The organism is Geodermatophilus sp. URMC 64, assembly GCF_053502555.1.
In genome coordinates this window covers 3,235,939-3,251,959 of sequence record NZ_CP199955.1, presented here as the reverse complement: position 1 = coordinate 3,251,959, position 16,021 = coordinate 3,235,939, and the positions used below count along the sequence as shown (strand labels likewise).

General features: G+C 72.7%; 18 protein-coding genes and 3 tRNA genes. 9 read left to right on the top strand and 12 right to left on the bottom strand.

The window, feature by feature from the left end; translation table 11 throughout:
- Positions 1-16 precede the first annotated feature (16 nt).
- The 5 genes from ACWIYF_RS15830 to ACWIYF_RS15810 form a co-directional block, all read right to left on the bottom strand.
- The gene (locus ACWIYF_RS15830; RefSeq protein ID WP_448623779.1) at positions 17-436 is read right to left on the bottom strand and encodes a DUF7712 family protein; all 420 of its coding nucleotides are present in this window, start codon (positions 434-436) and stop codon (positions 17-19) included.
- A gap of 66 nt (positions 437-502) precedes the next feature.
- A complete protein-coding gene (locus ACWIYF_RS15825) occupies positions 503-1,360 on the bottom strand; it encodes an ABC transporter ATP-binding protein (RefSeq protein ID WP_448623778.1) in 858 nt (285 codons plus the stop codon).
- Complete coding sequence (locus ACWIYF_RS15820; RefSeq protein ID WP_448623777.1) at positions 1,357-2,400, bottom strand: ABC transporter ATP-binding protein; 1,044 nt, start codon at positions 2,398-2,400, stop codon at positions 1,357-1,359. The genes ACWIYF_RS15825 and ACWIYF_RS15820 overlap by 4 nt, the downstream gene beginning before the upstream one ends.
- Positions 2,390-3,388 carry a branched-chain amino acid ABC transporter permease gene (locus ACWIYF_RS15815; protein WP_448623776.1) on the bottom strand — a complete coding sequence of 333 codons (999 nt, stop codon included), beginning with the start codon at positions 3,386-3,388 and terminating at the stop codon, positions 2,390-2,392. The genes ACWIYF_RS15820 and ACWIYF_RS15815 overlap by 11 nt, the downstream gene beginning before the upstream one ends.
- A 3-nt stretch (positions 3,389-3,391) precedes the next feature.
- Positions 3,392-4,693: an ABC transporter permease subunit gene (locus ACWIYF_RS15810; protein ID WP_448623775.1), complete on the bottom strand. Its 1,302-nt coding sequence runs from the start codon at positions 4,691-4,693 to the stop codon at positions 3,392-3,394.
- A gap of 188 nt (positions 4,694-4,881) precedes the next feature.
- Here ACWIYF_RS15810 and ACWIYF_RS15805 point away from each other — a divergent pair, with 188 nt between their 5' ends.
- Together ACWIYF_RS15805 and ACWIYF_RS15800 are read left to right on the top strand one after the other, a co-directional pair.
- Positions 4,882-5,193: a hypothetical protein gene (locus ACWIYF_RS15805; RefSeq protein WP_448623774.1), complete on the top strand. Its 312-nt coding sequence runs from the start codon at positions 4,882-4,884 to the stop codon at positions 5,191-5,193.
- A complete protein-coding gene (locus tag ACWIYF_RS15800) occupies positions 5,133-5,498 on the top strand; it encodes a GNAT family N-acetyltransferase (protein ID WP_448623773.1) in 366 nt (121 codons plus the stop codon). Before ACWIYF_RS15805 ends, ACWIYF_RS15800 begins: the two co-directional genes overlap by 61 nt.
- Positions 5,499-5,503: 5 nt before the next feature.
- Here ACWIYF_RS15800 and ACWIYF_RS15795 read toward each other — a convergent pair whose 3' ends face one another.
- Positions 5,504-5,908 carry a PaaI family thioesterase gene (locus tag ACWIYF_RS15795; RefSeq protein WP_448623772.1) on the bottom strand — a complete coding sequence of 135 codons (405 nt, stop codon included), beginning with the start codon at positions 5,906-5,908 and terminating at the stop codon, positions 5,504-5,506.
- Between the two features lie 141 nt (positions 5,909-6,049).
- On the opposite strand from ACWIYF_RS15795, the gene polA reads away from it, so the two are divergent.
- The gene (gene polA / locus ACWIYF_RS15790; protein WP_448623771.1) at positions 6,050-8,800 is read left to right on the top strand and encodes a DNA polymerase I; all 2,751 of its coding nucleotides are present in this window, start codon (positions 6,050-6,052) and stop codon (positions 8,798-8,800) included.
- A 10-nt stretch (positions 8,801-8,810) separates the two neighbouring features.
- A complete protein-coding gene (locus ACWIYF_RS15785) occupies positions 8,811-9,386 on the top strand; it encodes a GNAT family N-acetyltransferase (protein WP_448623770.1) in 576 nt (191 codons plus the stop codon).
- Between the two features lie 13 nt (positions 9,387-9,399).
- On the opposite strand, the gene ACWIYF_RS15780 is transcribed toward ACWIYF_RS15785, so the two are convergent.
- Entirely contained in the window at positions 9,400-10,254 is an 855-nt protein-coding gene (locus ACWIYF_RS15780) for a class I SAM-dependent methyltransferase (protein WP_448623769.1), read from the bottom strand.
- Between the two features lie 216 nt (positions 10,255-10,470).
- Here ACWIYF_RS15780 and rpsA point away from each other — a divergent pair, with 216 nt between their 5' ends.
- Complete coding sequence (gene rpsA, locus ACWIYF_RS15775; RefSeq protein ID WP_448623768.1) at positions 10,471-11,937, top strand: 30S ribosomal protein S1; 1,467 nt, start codon at positions 10,471-10,473, stop codon at positions 11,935-11,937.
- Positions 11,938-12,130: 193 nt separating this feature from the next.
- On the opposite strand, the gene ACWIYF_RS15770 is transcribed toward rpsA, so the two are convergent.
- Positions 12,131-12,418 (bottom strand): hypothetical protein, encoded by a 288-nt coding sequence (locus tag ACWIYF_RS15770; RefSeq protein ID WP_448623767.1) that lies wholly within the window; start codon positions 12,416-12,418, stop codon positions 12,131-12,133.
- Positions 12,419-12,557: 139 nt separating this feature from the next.
- Between ACWIYF_RS15770 and coaE the strand changes: the two genes are divergently transcribed.
- Both coaE and ACWIYF_RS15760 read left to right on the top strand, forming a co-directional pair.
- Positions 12,558-13,154 carry a dephospho-CoA kinase gene (gene coaE, locus ACWIYF_RS15765; protein WP_448623766.1) on the top strand — a complete coding sequence of 199 codons (597 nt, stop codon included), beginning with the start codon at positions 12,558-12,560 and terminating at the stop codon, positions 13,152-13,154.
- Positions 13,155-13,194: 40 nt separating this feature from the next.
- The gene (locus ACWIYF_RS15760; RefSeq protein ID WP_448623765.1) at positions 13,195-13,473 is read left to right on the top strand and encodes a hypothetical protein; all 279 of its coding nucleotides are present in this window, start codon (positions 13,195-13,197) and stop codon (positions 13,471-13,473) included.
- 20 nt (positions 13,474-13,493) lie between these two features.
- Here the strand turns inward: ACWIYF_RS15760 and ACWIYF_RS15755 are convergent.
- The 4 genes from ACWIYF_RS15755 to ACWIYF_RS15740 form a co-directional block, all read right to left on the bottom strand.
- Positions 13,494-13,565 (bottom strand) — tRNA-Val (locus ACWIYF_RS15755).
- Positions 13,566-13,619: 54 nt separating this feature from the next.
- Positions 13,620-13,690 (bottom strand) — tRNA-Cys (locus ACWIYF_RS15750).
- A 40-nt stretch (positions 13,691-13,730) separates the two neighbouring features.
- Positions 13,731-13,803: transfer RNA gene (locus tag ACWIYF_RS15745), tRNA-Gly, on the bottom strand.
- 85 nt (positions 13,804-13,888) lie between these two features.
- A complete protein-coding gene (locus tag ACWIYF_RS15740; RefSeq protein ID WP_448623764.1) occupies positions 13,889-14,332 on the bottom strand; it encodes an SsgA family sporulation/cell division regulator in 444 nt (147 codons plus the stop codon).
- Between the two features lie 142 nt (positions 14,333-14,474).
- Here ACWIYF_RS15740 and ACWIYF_RS15735 point away from each other — a divergent pair, with 142 nt between their 5' ends.
- Both ACWIYF_RS15735 and ACWIYF_RS15730 read left to right on the top strand, forming a co-directional pair.
- Positions 14,475-15,128 carry a sigma-70 family RNA polymerase sigma factor gene (locus ACWIYF_RS15735; RefSeq protein WP_448623763.1) on the top strand — a complete coding sequence of 218 codons (654 nt, stop codon included), beginning with the start codon at positions 14,475-14,477 and terminating at the stop codon, positions 15,126-15,128.
- Positions 15,125-16,006, top strand: coding sequence for an anti-sigma factor domain-containing protein (locus tag ACWIYF_RS15730; RefSeq protein ID WP_448623762.1), 882 nt, complete (start codon positions 15,125-15,127; stop codon positions 16,004-16,006). Before ACWIYF_RS15735 ends, ACWIYF_RS15730 begins: the two co-directional genes overlap by 4 nt.
- The last annotated feature ends 15 nt before the right edge of the window (positions 16,007-16,021 follow it).

Below are 16,021 nucleotides of genomic sequence, written 5' to 3'. Positions count from 1 at the left end.
CTCGCCGGGAGGCCGCTCAGCGCTGCAGGTGCTGGCCGGGCGGCTGCCAGTCGGCCGGGCGGCCGACGTGGTTGGAGAACTCCACCGACCAGCGCCACCACGAGCGGTCGGGGGCGTGCTCCCACGCGGTCAGGACGCCGACCTCGCCGCCGGGCAGCAGCACCGGCAGGCCGAGGTGGCCGCCGTCCGGCCAGATCTCGCTGCGGCGGAACGCGTCGCCGTCGATCTCCAGCAGCGTGATGGGGGAGTAGTCGCCGTCCCGGTCCACCTCGCCGGAGGCGACGGGGGTGCCGTCGTCGGTGGACACGTGCACCCGGAGGAGACCCGGAGCGGCGTGCACCAGCACGCGCCCGAAGCCGCTCGCCGTGGTGGCGCGGGCGAAGTCCAGGCCGTTCATGCCGCCGTCGCGGGAGCGGAGATCCCAGATCCAGTTCACGGCAGGGTGGCCCCGGTGCAGGGGCCGAGGCCGAGCCTGCGAGGCGTGGGGGGCATCGGGGTCCTTCTACTGGGCCTTGGCGAGAGTCCCCAGGTAGAGCTCGACGACCTTGGGGTCGGTCATCAGCGACTGGCCGGTGTCGGTGTAGGCGTTGCGGCCCTGGTCCAACACGTAGCCGCGGTCGCAGATCTGCAGGCAGCGGCGCGCGTTCTGCTCGACCATGATGATCGAGACGCCGGTGGCGTTGATCCGCCGGCAGCGGATGAACACCTCGTCCTGGTAGGCGGGGGAGAGGCCGGCCGAGGGCTCGTCGAGCAGCAGCACCGACGGGTCCATCATCAGGGCCCGGCCCATGGCCACCATCTGCCGCTCACCGCCGGAGAGGGTGCCGGCCTTGGACTTGCGCCGCTCGCCGAGCAGCGGGAAGAGGTCGGCGACGTAGTCGAACCGCTCGCGGAAGGTCTTCGGCCGCAGGTAGACGCCCATCTGCATGTTCTCCTCGATGGTCAGCGAGGGGAACACGTTGTTGTTCTGCGGCACGTAGCCGACGCCGAGCGAGACCAGCCGGTGGGCGGGCGCCGAGGTGATGTCCTCGCCGCGCAGCGTCACCGCCCCCGACCGGACGGGGATCAGCCCGAAGATGGTCTTCAGCAGCGTCGACTTGCCGGCCCCGTTCGGGCCGATGATGCCGACCAGCTCGCCGTCCTGCAGGTAGAAGTCGCAGCCCCGGAGGATGTTCACGCCGGGCACGTAGCCGGCGACGAGGTCGTCGGCGCGCACCAGGGCGCCCTCGGCGAGGCGCACGTGCTCCTCCCGGGTGGCGGCCTTCTCGGCCGGCGACAGCGTCGCCGTGGTCGCGGCGGCCTGGTCGGCGCGGGTGAGGTCCTCGCCGGACTCGTCGACCTCGAACAGCGGCTCGCTCATCGGTCGGTCCTCTCCTGGTTCTCCGAGGTGAGGACGTCGCCCTCGAGGTTCTCCTCGCGCGCGATGGCGCGCTCGGCCTCGGCCAGGACGCGGTCCTCCTCCTCGACGGTCAGCGGGGCGTCGTGGTGCGCGCCGAGGTAGGCGTCGACGACGGCCTGGTTCTGGCTGATCGACTCAGGGGGACCCTCCGCGATGATGCAGCCGGCGGCCATGACGACCACCCAGTCGCTGATGTCGCGGACGACGTCCATGTCGTGCTCGACGAAGATCACCGTCATGCCCTGCTCGCGCAGGTCCTTGACGTGGCCGAGCAGGCTCTGCGTCAGCGCTGGGTTCACGCCGGCCATCGGCTCGTCGAGCATGACCACCTGCGGGTCGCTCATGAGCGCGCGGGCCATCTCCAGCAGCTTGCGCTGACCTCCGGAGAGCGTGCCCGCGAAGTCGTCCTTCTTGGCGTCCAGCTTGAACCGGGCGAGCAGGTCCATCGCCTTCTCGGTGTTGGCCTTCTCCTGCGACTTCCACGTGCCGGGGATCAGCGCGCGCAGGAAGCTCTCGCCGCGCTGCCCCTGGGCGCCGAGCAGCATGTTCTGCAGCACGGTGAGCCGGGACAGCGCCTTGGTCAGCTGGAAGGTGCGGACGACGCCCTGCCGGGCGACCTGGTGCGGCGCGGTGCGGCCCATGTCCTTGCCGTCGAACGTCCAGGTCCCCGTGTTGGGCTGGTCGAATCCCGTGAGCAGGTTGAACAGCGTCGTCTTCCCGGCGCCGTTCGGGCCGATCAGGCCGGTGATGCCGCCGCGCTGGACCTCCAGGTGGTCCACCGACACTGCGGTCAGGCCGCCGAAGGTGCGGGTGATGTTGTCGACGACCACCACGGGGTCGGGCTTGGCGACGCCGATCTCCCACGGGATGTCGCGCAGCGCGGCCTGCGCCAGCCGTCGCGGGGTGTCCCCGCTGCGGAAGGCGCCGGGCTCGTCGGGGTGGTACCCGTGCCCCGAACTGCCGGCGGCGGTGGCGCCGTGAGGGGGAGGCTCAACGGGCATCGATCATCACCTCTCGTCGGTCGCCGAAGATGCCCTGCGGCCGGAAGATCAACAACAGCATCAGCCCGACGCCGACGAGCACGAAGCGGATCTGCGCGACGTCGGTCGACGAGAGCAGGCCCGCCGGGATGATCCCGTTGTCGATCAGCAGCCGGAGCCCCGTGTCGGCGAACTGCAGGATGAACAGCAGCAGCATGCTCCCCACCACCGGGCCGAGCACCCGCGCGGCGCCACCCAGGATGAGGGCGGCGTAGGCGAGGAAGGTGTTCGCGTTCTGGTACTGGTCGGGGTTGGCCGACCCGGTGCCGACGGCGTAGACCATGCCGCCGACGGCGCCGAGCACACCGCCGAGGACCAGCGACTGCATCTTGTACGCGTACACGTTCTTGCCCAGCGCGCGGACGGCGTCCTCGTCCTCGCGGATGGACTTGATCACACGGCCCCACGGGCTGCGGACCAGCAGCCAGATGAGCAGGCAGGACAGGGCGACGACGAGCCAGCCGATCAGCGCCGTCCACAGCTCGCCGCCGCTCCACCGGGTACCCAGCACCGGGTACCGGGTCGAGGTGTCCCAGGGCGCCAGGGCGACGAAGTCCTGGTTGAAGCCGGCCAGCCCGCGGGTTCCGCCGGTGACCGGTGTGGCCGAAACCGATCGGAAGAGCAGGCGCAGCCCCTCCGCCGTGGCGATGGTGACGATCGCCAGGTAGTCGGCGCGCAGCCGCAGGGTCGGCAGGCCGAGCAGCAGTGCCAGGACGACGGCGGCGCCGAGACCGATGAGCACGCCGGCCCAGAACGGCAGGCCCCACTGCGACACCGAGATCGCGATGCCGAACCCGCCCAGCATCGCGAAGGCGATCTGGCCGAAGTTCAGCAGCCCCGTGTAGCCGAAGTGCATGTTCAGGCCGATGGCCAGGAGCGCGAAGAAGATCGCCTGGAAGCCGAGCGCCGACTTGCCGGCGACGGCGAGTGCGTTGAGGAGGTCGCCCATGGCTCAGCCGATCCGGACCCGGCTGCCCAGGATGCCCTGGGGCCGGATGACGAGGATGACGATCAACAGCAGCAGCCCTCCGACGTACTTCATGTCGTCCGGGATCACCAGGGTCGACATCTGGACGAAGATCCCGACGATGATGCTGCCGACCAGCGCGCCGTAGGCGGTGCCGAGCCCGCCGAGCGTGACGCCGGCGAACATCAGCAGCAGCAGCCGGAACCCCATGTCCCACTGGACCTGGTCGGACAGGCCGAGCAGCACCCCGCCGAGCGTGGCCAGCGCGCCGCCCATCATCCAGACGACCAGGATCACGCGGTTCACGTCGATGCCGGACGACGCGGCGAGGTCCCGGTTGTCCGCGACCGCCCGCATCGCCTTGCCGATCTTCGTCCGCTGCAGCATCACGGCGACGAGGACGAGGACGACGACCGAGACGATGATCGAGAACAGCGCCCGGTTGGTCATCGTGAAGACGCCGTAGTCGACCGCGCGCTGGTTCTGGAAGCTCGTGTAGGGGTTGGAGAACCCGCCGTAGACGATCTGGATCAGGTACCGCAGCGCCAACGAGAGGCCGATCGAGACGACCAGCGCCGCGATCAGACCGGTGCCGCGGCGGCGCAGCGGACGCCAGAGCCCCAGTTCGTTGAGCGCCCCGACGCCGGCGCCGGCGACCATCGCGATCAGCGTGGCCGGGATCAGCGGGACGCCGCCCCGGACGTTGATGTACCAGGCGATGATCGCGCCGATCGTGACCAGCTCGCCGTGCGCGAAGTTGGTCAGCCCCGTCGTGCCGAAGATCAGCGACAGGCCGACGGCGCACATGGCGATCAGCAGGCCGAAGCGCAGCCCGTCGACGAGCAGCTGGACCGCCCGGATGTTGCCGCCGCCGGAGCCGCGGCTGCCGTCGTTGAGGCCGATGGTGACCGGCTGGCGGCGGCCGTTGTCGACGGTCACGGTGCGGCTGTCCTCGCCGGCGAGCTCGATGCCGTCGGGCAGGTCGTCGGCGTTGATGGTGACGACGTACTCGCCGGCGCCGGGCAGCTCGACCGACCAGCGCCCGTTCTCGTCGGTCTCGTCGGACCCGACCTCGTCGCCGTCCGGCGTGGTCACCGTGACCTCGATGCCCTCGATGGGGCCGCTGCGGCTGGTCTGCAGCGTGCCGAGGACCTGCTCACCCTCGGCCGAGGCGATCCCCGGGGCCAGGGTGGCGATGCCACCGGCGAACACCAGGACGAGCACCAGCCGGAGCAGGCTCCTGCTGGCTCTCCTCGGTCGCCGGGATCGCAGTCCCGCGTGCGTCACGCCATCTCCCTGTCTGTCGGATTGACCACGGACCGTAGTTCATCTCTGTTGCGGCGCCGTCTCTCCTCGCGCGGCCGTGACAATTCCGCGACACGCCGGGTGCTGACGGTCGGTGGCATTGCGGCGCGCCGCCGTGATCAGCGCTGATGGGCGGTGCAGTCTTCGGCCACCGTCCAGGGGAGGCTCCGGTGGCAGCATCCGGTTCTCGGTCTCGCGCCCGCACGCGCACGGCGCGGCCCGACGACCTGCCCGCCGTCCTGGCGCTGGTCCGCCAGCACCGGGCCGAGGCGCACGCCGAGGGGGTGCTGACCGGCCTGGCGCCCGGATCGGCCGCCGCGGCCGGGTTCCGCCGGCTGCTCGCGGATCCGGGGCACCGCGTCGTCCTCGCCGTCCTGCCCGGTGCCGCCGCCGGGGACGGCAGCACGACGGCGAGCTGCCGGTGGGCCTGGCCGTGCTCGGCGTGGACCCGCTGTCGGTCGTCCTCGGGGTGCCGCAGGTGACCGTCGACAACCTGGTCGTGCACCGCGACCACCGGCGGCGCGGCGTGGGGACGGTGCTGCTCGCCGCGGCCGCCGCCTTCGCCGCGGAGACCGGCGCCGACCACGTGGTCGCCGCCTGCGGCGGGCACGAGGCCGAGCGGCTGCGGTTCTTCGCGCGGCTGGGGTTCGCGCCGCTCACCACGCGGCGGATCGTCCCCCGAGAGACGCTGCTGCGCTCGCTGGCGGCCTTCCGGCGGAGCCGGACGGCCATCCCCGCGCCCCGGCGGGTGCCGGAGCTGCGCCCCTTCCCGCGCCGGGTGGGCTGACCCGGTCAAGCCTCCTTGGTCAGGCAGGTGAGCCGGGCGCTGGCGGTGGGCCGGCCCTGCTCGTCGGAGACCTCGATCTGGAAGGTCCCCAGCGTGCGGCCCCGGCGCACCGGCGTGCAGACGGCGGTGACCGTCCCCGCGGTGGCCGAGCGGAGGTAGCTGACGTTGAGCTCGATGCCGACCACCTGGCGGTCCGGCCCGGCCGACAGCGCCGCGGCCCAGGAGCCGATCGTCTCCACCAGGGCGCAGGTCGCCCCGCCGTGCAGGAGGCCGTAGGGCTGCTGGTTGCCCTCGACCGGCATCGTGGCGACCACCCGGTCCGGGTCGTAGTCGGTGATCGTGATGCCGAGCTTGTCGTCGAGCGGGCTGATCGTGTCCGCGGGCGCCCAGTCGGGACGGGTGGTGGTCACGACGCCCGACGTTAGCGGCCCGGCTGCAGGGGCCCGACCCGAGCCTGTGAGGGTCGGGGGCAGCGGGGTCCTTTGCGGACGCGCTCACCGGCCCGTGTGCGGGGACGGCGATGTCGGAGGGCGGACCTAGGATCGCCCTCGATGTCCGCTCCGGTTGCCGCCCCCACCTCATCGGCCGATCACGCTCCCGACGTCGCGTCGGGTGCCCGGCCACGCCTGCTGCTGCTCGACGGCCACTCCCTGGCCTACCGCGCGTTCTTCGCGCTGCCCGTCGAGAACTTCTCGACGACGACGGGGCAACCGACCAACGCGGTCTACGGCTTCACGTCGATGCTGATCAACATCCTGCGGGACGAGGCGCCGACGCACCTCGCCGTCGCCTTCGACGTCGGCCGCAAGACGTTCCGCTCGGAGATCTACGCCGACTACAAGGCCAACCGGTCGGAGAGCCCGACCGACTTCCGCGGTCAGGTCAGCCTGATCCAGGAGGTGCTGGCCGCGCTGCGCATCCCGTCCATCACCGCCGAGGGCTACGAGGCCGACGACGTCATCGCCACGCTGACCGTGCAGGCGGTCGACGCCGGCATGGACGTGCTGATCGGCACCGGCGACCGGGACGCGCTGCAGCTGGTCAACGACCACGTCACCGTGCTCTACCCACGCAAGGGCGTCTCCGACCTCACCCGGTTCACCCCGGAGGAGGTGGAGGCCAAGTACGGCCTGTCGCCGGCGCAGTACCCCGACTTCGCCGCGCTGCGCGGCGACCCCAGCGACAACCTGCCGTCGATCCCGAGCGTGGGCGAGAAGACGGCGGCCAAGTGGGTCCGCGAGTACGGCTCGCTGGACGCGCTGGTCGACCGGGTGGACACGGTCAAGGGCAAGGTCGGCGACAAGCTGCGCGAGCACCTGTCGTCGGTGCTGCAGAACCGCCGGCTCACCGAGCTCGACCGCTCCGTCCCGCTCGAGGTCGGGCCGATGGACCTCGCCGTCCAGCCGTGGGACCGCAACGAGGTGCACACCCTCTTCGACAACCTGCAGTTCCGGGTGCTGCGCGACCGGCTGTTCGCGACACTGACCAGCGCCGAGCCCGAGGTCGAGGGCGGCTTCGACGTCACCGTCGACCAGGTGCCGGCCGGGCAGCTGGGCGCCTGGCTCGAGGCGAACGCGAAGACCGGCCGGACCGGGCTGATCTTCCGCGGCACGTGGGGCCGCGGCGTCGGTGAGCTGACCGGCATCGCGCTGGCCGCGGCCAACGACCACGCCACCTTCGTCGACCTGGGCCCGTCCCTCGACGTCGCCGACGAGCAGGCGCTGGCCGCCTGGCTCGCCGACCCGTCGACCCAGAAGGTCGTGCACGAGGTGAAGGGCCCGCTGCTGGCGATCTGGGCCCGGGGGTGGGAGCTCGACGGGGTGGTCAGCGACACCGCGCTCGCCGCCTACCTGGCGCTGCCCGGGCAGCGCTCGTTCGACCTCGGCGACCTCGCGGTGCGCTACCTGCGGCGCGAGCTCAAGGACGCCGCCGCCGAGGAGGCGCAGCTCACCCTCGACGGGATGGGCCCGTCGGAGGAGGACCTCGCCGCCGAGGCCGCGAAGGTCGACGTCCTCAAGGCCGTCGCGGTCAACGACCTGTCCGACGCGCTGGAGACCGTGCTCGGGCAGCGCGGCGGCGACCGGCTCCTGGGCGAGCTGGAGCTGCCGCTGTCCTTCGTGCTGGCGCGCATCGAGCAGCGGGGCATCGCCGTCGACCTGGACTTCCTGACCCAGCTGCAGCGCGAGTTCGCCGACGAGGTCGCCGCCGCGGCCGGCGAGTGCTACGCGGTGATCGGACGGGAGGTCAACCTCGGCTCGCCCAAGCAGCTGCAGACGGTGCTGTTCGAGGATCTCGGGCTGCCCAAGACCAAGAAGATCAAGAGCGGCTACACCACGGACGCCGACGCGCTCACCTGGCTGCTCGCGCAGACCGGGCACCCGTTCCTCGAGCACCTGCTGCGGCACCGCGACGTCACGCGGCTGCGGACGGTCATCGACGGCCTGATCCCGATGGTGGACGACGCCGGGCGCATCCACACGACGTTCCAGCAGACGATCGCGGCCACCGGCCGGCTGTCCTCCATCGACCCGAACCTGCAGAACATCCCGATCCGGTCGGCCGAGGGCCGGCGGATCCGCCAGGCGTTCGTCGTCGGCCCCGGCTACGAGTCGCTGATGACGGCGGACTACAGCCAGATCGAGATGCGGATCATGGCGCACCTCTCCGGCGACGCGGGCCTGATCGAGGCGTTCACGTCGGGGGAGGACCTGCACTCCTTCGTCGCCTCACGCGCCTACAACATCCCGATCGAGGACGTCGACCCGGAGATGCGCCGGCGGATCAAGGCGATGAGCTACGGCCTGGCCTACGGGCTCTCGGCGTACGGGCTGTCCCAGCAGCTGCGGATCACCCCCGAGGAGGCGCGCGAGCAGATGCACGCCTACTTCGAGCGCTTCGGCGGCATCCGCGACTACCTCGACGGCGTGGTCGGCGAGGCGCGGCAGACCGGGTTCACCGAGACGACGCTGGGCCGGCGCCGCTACCTGCCCGACCTCACCAGCGACAACCGGCAGCGCCGGGAGATGGCCGAGCGGATGGCGCTCAACGCGCCGATCCAGGGCTCGGCGGCCGACGTCATCAAGGTGGCGATGCTCAACGTCGAGCGGGCCATCACCGCGGAGGGGCTGGCCTCCCGGATGCTGCTGCAGGTGCACGACGAGCTCGTGCTCGAGGTGGCGCCGGGGGAGAAGGAGGCGCTGGAGGCGCTGGTCCGCCGGGAGATGGCCGGCGCGGCGGAGCTGTCGGTGCCGCTGGAGGTCTCGGTCGGCTTCGGCCGGACGTGGGACGACGCCGCCCACTGAGAGGACCCCGATGCCCCCCACGCCTCGCACGCTCGGCGCGGGCTCCTGCATCGGGGCCGTTACCGTGGCGCACACCTCCCAGCTCGATCCGGGAACGCTGGACCGCGCGTGGCGGCTCGTGCGGGACGCCTTCGGCCCGGGCCACTTCACCGCGGAGGACTGGGACCACGCCCTGGGCGGGATGCACGCGCTCGCCCACGACGGCGAGGACGTGGTGGCGCACGGCTCCGTCGTCCTGCGCCGGTTCCTGCACGGCGGGCGGGCGTGGCGGGTCGGCTACGTGGAGGCGGTGGCGGTGGCGGCGGATGCCCGTCGCCGTGGGTTCGGCGCCGCGGTGATGGCCGCGCTGGAGGAGGTCGTCGGTCGCGCCTACGACTTCGGCGCGCTCAGTGCCACGGACGACGGGGCGCTGCTCTACCGCTCCCGCGGGTGGCAGCTGTGGCGGGGACCGGCGTCGGCGCTCACGCCCACCGGGATCGTCCGGACACCCGACGAGGACGGCGCGGTGTTCGTCCTGCCCTGCTCCGCGGACCTGGACCCGGCGGCCGAGCTCACCTGCGACTGGCGCGACGGCGACCTGTGGTGACGTCGGGCCATCTTCAGCGGACTTTGTCGCAGACCAGGATCAGCGTGCCGGGGACCAGCGCGCCGCGGGCCGGGGACCACTGCCCCCAGACCTGCGTGCGGCCCGGCGTCCACTCGGGCTCGAGCAGGTCGGTGAGGACCAGGCCGGCGCCGACCACCGCGCGCACCCAGTCGCCGACGGTGCGGTGGTGCTCCACGTAGACCGTGTCGCCGTGGTCGTCGGTCTCCACGTACGGGGTGCGGTCGAAGTAGGAGCCGATGACCCGCAGGTCGTCGGGGTCGGGGGAGTCGGGCAGCGGCCAGCGGATCGGGTGGTTCACCGAGGCGACGAACCGGCCGCCGGGGCGCAGCACCCGGCCGACCTCGGCCAGCGCACCCTCGACGTCGGCGACGAACGGCAGCCCGCCGAAGGCCGAGCAGGCCAGGTCGACGCTCCCGCCGGCCAGCGGCAGCGCACCGGCGTCGGCCTGCAGCAGCGGCACCGGCAGGCCGGTGGCCCGGTTGAGCCCGGCCGCCCGGCGCAGCATCCCGGCGGAGAGGTCGAGGGCCACCGGCGCCGCGCCGGCCCGCAGCAGCCAGCGCGAGCAGGGCGCCGAGCCGCAGCCGATCTCCAGCACCCGCCGGCCGGCGACGTCGCCGAGCAGGTGGGCGTCGGCCTCGCGCAGGCCCTCCGGGCACCAGAGGAAGTCGACCTCGCCGAGGTCGCGGCCGTGCTCGGCGAGGTAGGCCTCCGCGGCGGCGTCCCACCACCGCCGGTTGGCCCGCACCGACTCCGCCGTCCCCGCCGGGCGCCGGGCCACCCCGCTCGCCGCCGGGTACCCGTCGGTACCGAGGGGCAGGTCGTCGTCGGGCGGCGGGGGAGCGCTCATGACACGCCCAGGGTGACACGCCCGCTCTTACCGGGCCGAAGACCCAGGTGGACCGACCCCCCGCGACGTCCGTACCATGGGAGAGCGCCTGAGGTCTGTCAGCGTTGTGCCCCGATCGGGGGACGGCGCCCGCCGGCTCTCCCCGCTCTTCCCGCGGTCACACCGGCCGCGGGTCGCCCTGTCCCTACGTACAAACCGTCCGGAGCACTCGACCACATGACCTCTACTCAGGTCCGTCCCGACAGCACCCCCCAGATCGCGGTCAACGACATCGGCACCGCCGAGGACTTCCTCGCCGCGATCGACCAGACCATCAAGTACTTCAACGACGGCGACATCGTCGAAGGCGTGATCGTCAAGGTCGACCGGGACGAGGTGCTGCTGGACATCGGCTACAAGACCGAGGGCGTCATCCCCTCGCGTGAGCTCTCCATCAAGCACGACGTCGACCCCAACGAGGTCGTCAAGGTCGGCGACGAGGTGGAGGCCCTCGTTCTCCAGAAGGAGGACAAGGAAGGCCGCCTGATCCTGTCCAAGAAGCGCGCCCAGTACGAGCGCGCCTGGGGCACGATCGAGGCGAAGAAGGAAGCCGACGAGGTCGTCACCGGCACCGTCATCGAGGTCGTCAAGGGCGGTCTCATCCTCGACATCGGCCTGCGCGGGTTCCTCCCCGCCTCGCTGGTCGAGATGCGCCGCGTCCGCGACCTGCAGCCCTACGTGGGCCGCGAGCTCGAGGCCAAGATCATCGAGCTCGACAAGAACCGCAACAACGTCGTCCTCTCCCGCCGCCAGTGGCTGGAGCAGACCCAGTCCGAGGTCCGCAGCGAGTTCCTCAACAAGCTCGCCAAGGGCCAGGTGCGCACCGGCGTGGTGTCGTCGATCGTCAACTTCGGTGCGTTCGTCGACCTCGGCGGCGTCGACGGTCTGGTGCACGTCTCCGAGCTGTCCTGGAAGCACATCGACCACCCGTCCGAGGTCGTCGAGGTCGGCCAGGAGGTCACCGTCGAGGTCCTCGACGTCGACCTCGACCGCGAGCGGGTCTCCCTGTCGCTGAAGGCGACGCAGGAGGACCCGTGGCGCCAGTTCGCCCGCACGCACCAGATCGGCCAGGTCGTGCCCGGCAAGGTCACCAAGCTGGTGCCCTTCGGTGCGTTCGTCCGCGTGGACGAGGGCATCGAGGGTCTGGTGCACATCTCCGAGCTGGCCGAGCGCCACGTGGAGATCCCCGAGCAGGTCGTGCAGGTCGGCGACGAGATCCTGGTCAAGGTCATCGACATCGACCTCGACCGCCGGCGGATCTCGCTGTCGCTCAAGCAGGCCAACGAGGGCGTCATCGGCGACGAGGACGTGTTCGACCCGGCCGCCTACGGCATGGCCGCCTCGTACGACGAGCAGGGCAACTACATCTACCCGGAGGGCTTCGACCCGGAGACCGGGGAGTGGCGCGAGGGCTACGAGGCCCAGCGCGAGGAGTGGGAGCGGCAGTACGCCGAGGCCCAGGCCCGCTACGAGGCGCACCGCAAGCAGATCGCGGCGGCCAAGGAGGCCGACGCCGAGGCTGCGGCCGGCGGCAACTACTCCAGCGGTGGCGACGCCGACGCCGGCGACACCACCTCTGGCGGCACGCTGGCCAGCGACGAGGCGCTCGCCGCGCTGCGGGCCAAGCTCGCCGGCGGGGAGTGACCGTCCCGGTCAGACGCTGACGCTCTGAACGACAGAGGCCCAGAACCCGAGTGGTTCTGGGCCTCTGTCGTTCATCGCCCGTTCGAGAGCGCGAGTGGAGCCCCGCGGACCGTGGTCCGCGGGGCACTCGCGCGATCGGCCCCGTCCAGGGCACCGCCGCGAGCGTGCGAGCGGTGGGGAGGACGGGGTCCTTTCAGAGGCTGAGGATGATCGCGAACGCGGTGCGCGGCCGGCCGCCCGACATCGCCAGGAAGTTCCAGGTGTGCCGCCCGGCCGGAGCCGTGGGCAGCAGCCAGCGCATGAAGGCGTTGCGGTGCTGCACGCCGCGCCGGTCCGTCTGCAGCCGCTCGCGGACGGCGGGCAGGTCGGTGACGCGGACCCCGCCGGCGCGCGTCGCCCGGTGGCGGCCGGAGCCCCGGCGGCCGGGCGCGGAGGAGCCGGCGGACGCAGTCGAGGGCCGGGCGTGCATGGGACGGGACATGGTCGGGTTCTGCCTCTCTCGGCGGGGAAGATCGCCGGGACGGACGTTAGGTCCCGTGACTCGTGTGACTGGTGCGACGCGCCGGACGGGATGGACTCGTGTTGCCGATCCGTGATCTGGCGCCGGATAGGTTCGGCGGGTGCTGAGCATCGGGCTGACCGGCGGGATCGGATCGGGGAAGAGCACCGTCTCGGCGCTGCTGGCCGCGCGCGGCGCGGTGGTCGTCGACGCCGACCGGATCGCCCGGGAGGTCGTGGAGCCCGGCACGCCCGGCCTGGCGGCCGTGGTGGCGGCCTTCGGGGAGCAGGTCCTCGGTCCGGACGGCGGACTGGACCGGCCGGCCCTGGCCGCGCTGGTGTTCGCCGATCCGGAGGCGCGGGCCCGCCTGGACGCCGTCGTGCACCCTCTCGTGCGGGCGCGTGCCGCCGAGCTGGCCGCGGCGGCCCCGCCGGACGCCGTCGTCGTCCACGACGTGCCGCTGCTGGTCGAGACCGGCCGGTGGGAGCCCTACGACCTCGTGCTCGTCGTGGAGGCCGATCCGGAGACCCGCGTGGCCCGCCTGGTGCAGCGAGGGCTCTCGGAGGCCGACGCCCGCGCGCGGATCGCCGCCCAGGCCACCGACGAGCAGCGCCGCGCGGTCGCCGACGTCGTCTTGGACAACCGCGGCACCCCGGAGGAGCTGGCCGCCCAGGTGGACCGGTTCTGGGCCGAGCACGTGGTGCCCCGGGTCGCCTGACCGGCTGCGCGACCCGTCCCTGGCGGGGATGCTGCGAGTCGTGGACGCAGCCGACGCCGAGCAGGCCCGACGGGACGCCCGCTGGGCGGCCTGTCAGGCCCGGTCACGTCGGGCCGGGCAGAAGTTCCAGCTCGCGTTCGTCCCGCTCTGGCCGGCCATGGCCGTCCTCTGGTGGCTGAACGAGGAGGCGGACCCGTGGCTGCGGTGGATGTGGACCGCCCTCGCCCTGCTGCAGGTGGGGCTCGGCGTCACGCTGTGGCGACAGCTCCGGCGTCCGCTGCCACCGGTGCCCGGGAACGAGGAAGCCCCGGGCCGATGACCCGGGGCTTCCTGTTGCTGTGGGCGATACTGGGATCGAACCAGTGACCTCTTCCGTGTCAGGGAAGCGCGCTACCGCTGCGCCAATCGCCCGTCCCGGTCTGCCGACCGGACCCTCCTCCGGCTCGCGCTCCGCGAGGGAGAACGAGGTGGAGACGGGATTTGAACCCGTGTAGACGGCTTTGCAGGCCGTTGCCTCGCCTCTCGGCCACTCCACCGCACACGGGCGCCGGTCTCGCGACCGGCGCCCGAGGTCCGAGCGGACGACGGGATTCGAACCCGCGACCCTCACCTTGGCAAGGTGATGCTCTACCAACTGAGCCACGTCCGCGTTGCGAGCAGAACTCTACACGCACCCGCGCCGGCTTCCGACGCAGGGGGGTCGCGGGTCGCTGGCCCGGCGACGTCTCCGCAGGTCAGCGCGCCGTGGGATCCGCACCGCCGTTCGACAGCAGCGCCGTCAGCTCCTCGTCGATGTCGAGCACCTCGGTCTCCGAGCCGGAGGGGACCAGCGCCTCGGTCTCGCGGAGGAACGCCGCCAGCGTCGCCCGCGACAGCTCGAACAGCGCCTCGCCCGAGGGCGCGCGCAGGTGGAGGAAGAGAGCGTCGGCGGTCGCCGACGCCGGCCACACGCGGACGTCGCCGTCCCCGGCCGGCCGGTCCAGCCCGACCCGCAGCAGATCCCGGCCGACCAGCCACGTGACGCCGTCCTCGCCCTCGCCGTCACCGAAGGTGATCCGGACCGCGAACGGGTCGGCGCCGAGGTAGACGAGCTGCGCCGGGACCTCGGTCCACGAGCGCGGGCCGATCAGCTGCAGGGTGAGCGGGCAGGAGTACCGGGAAGAGGAGCGGTGCGCCATGTCTCTCACAACGACGCACTACCCACTGGGTCACGCCGCCACCCCGTCTCGTTCACATCAGTCACACCCGCCACGCCCGTCACACCGGAGGGTGGCGGGACAGAACCGGAGGGCCTGCCGGGCGCGAAGGGAACGTGTGACGATGGGAGCCGTGAGCCGCCCGGAACGGCGCCCGGCGGAGGATCCGGCCGACGCCGCCCTCGTCCGGCGCATCCGCGCGGGGGACCGGTCGGCCGTGGACGACCTGTACGCGCGGTTCCGCCGTCCGGCGTTCGCGCTCGCGCGCCGGGTCCTCGCCGACGACGTCCTCGCCGAGGACGTGCTGCAGGACGTCTTCCTGAGCGTCTGGCGCGACCCGGGTGCCTTCGACCGGTCCCGCGGCAGCTTCGCCTCGTGGCTGCTGGCGATGGTGCACCACAAGGCGGTGGACGTCGTCCGCCGCGAGGAGTCCCAGCGCCGCCGCCGGTCGCGCGCCGAGGACGACCTCGCACTGGCCGAGCCCACCGCCGTCCGGGACGTCGAGGAGGAGGCGTGGACGCGGGTGGTCTCCGAGCGCGTCCGCGTCGCGCTGGCCGTGCTGCCGACCGCGCAGCGGGAGGCGCTGACCCTCGCCTACTACGGCGGCTACACCCAGCGCGAGGTCGCCGCCCTGACCGGCGCACCGCTGGGCACGGTGAAGACGCGGATGCTGGCCGGGATGCGCCGGCTCAAGGAGGAGCTCGGCGGCCTGGCCGGCGGGCAGCCGCTGGGCGGCGCCCTCGGCGGCGCCGCGCCCGTGGACGGGACCAGCCGGTGAGCGGCGACCCTCGCGCGGGCCGCGCCGGTGACCACGCACTCTTCGACGAGCTGGCCGTCGGCTGGGCACTGCACGCCCTCGAGCCCGAGGACGAGGCCGCGTTCGTCCGCCACCTGCCCGACTGCGCCCGCTGCGCGCGGACCGTGGCCGAGACCTCCGACGTCATGGCCGCGATGACCGCCGACCTGCCACCCGCCGAGCCGTCCCCCGGTCTGCGCGACCGGCTGCGCGCCGCGGTGGAGCGGACCGACCAGGTGCGGCCGGAGGACGAGCGGCCGGACGTCGAGGACCTCGACGACCTGGATCCGCCGCCGGCGGCAGCGGGCAGCCCCGCGCCGCCGCGGCCGGCGACCGGATTCCCCCTGTACGAGCACAGCCGGCTCGAACGGCCGTCCTGGCGCCGGGCGCTGCCCGTGGCCCTCGTCGCCGCGGCGGTGGCCGCGATCCTCGGCCTGGCGACCTGGGTGGTCGTCCTGGCCGAGGCCCGGGACCGCGCGGAGGCCGTGGCGGCGCAGCAGTCGGAGGTCATGGACTCGCTGCTGCAGCCGGGGCAGGTCGCGATCGCGCCGATGGCCGACAAGGGCGGGCACTCCGTCGCGACGGTCGTCGCCCGCGACGGCCAGGTGCAGGTGGTCGCGCACGGCCTGTCGGTCAACGACCGGTCCCGGACGATCTACGTCGTGTGGGGCATGCGGGACGACGCGGCGGTCCCGCTCGGCACCTTCGACGTCGTACGGCCCCAGATGGACCTGCGCACCGTAGGCTCCGACAAGACCGGCCTCGACGACTACCCGGCGTACGCCATCAGCTTCGAGTCCGGCCGCCAGATGCCGAGCCGACCCTCGGACGTCGTCGCGAACGGGCAGGTGACCAGCTGAACGCACAGGAGACGG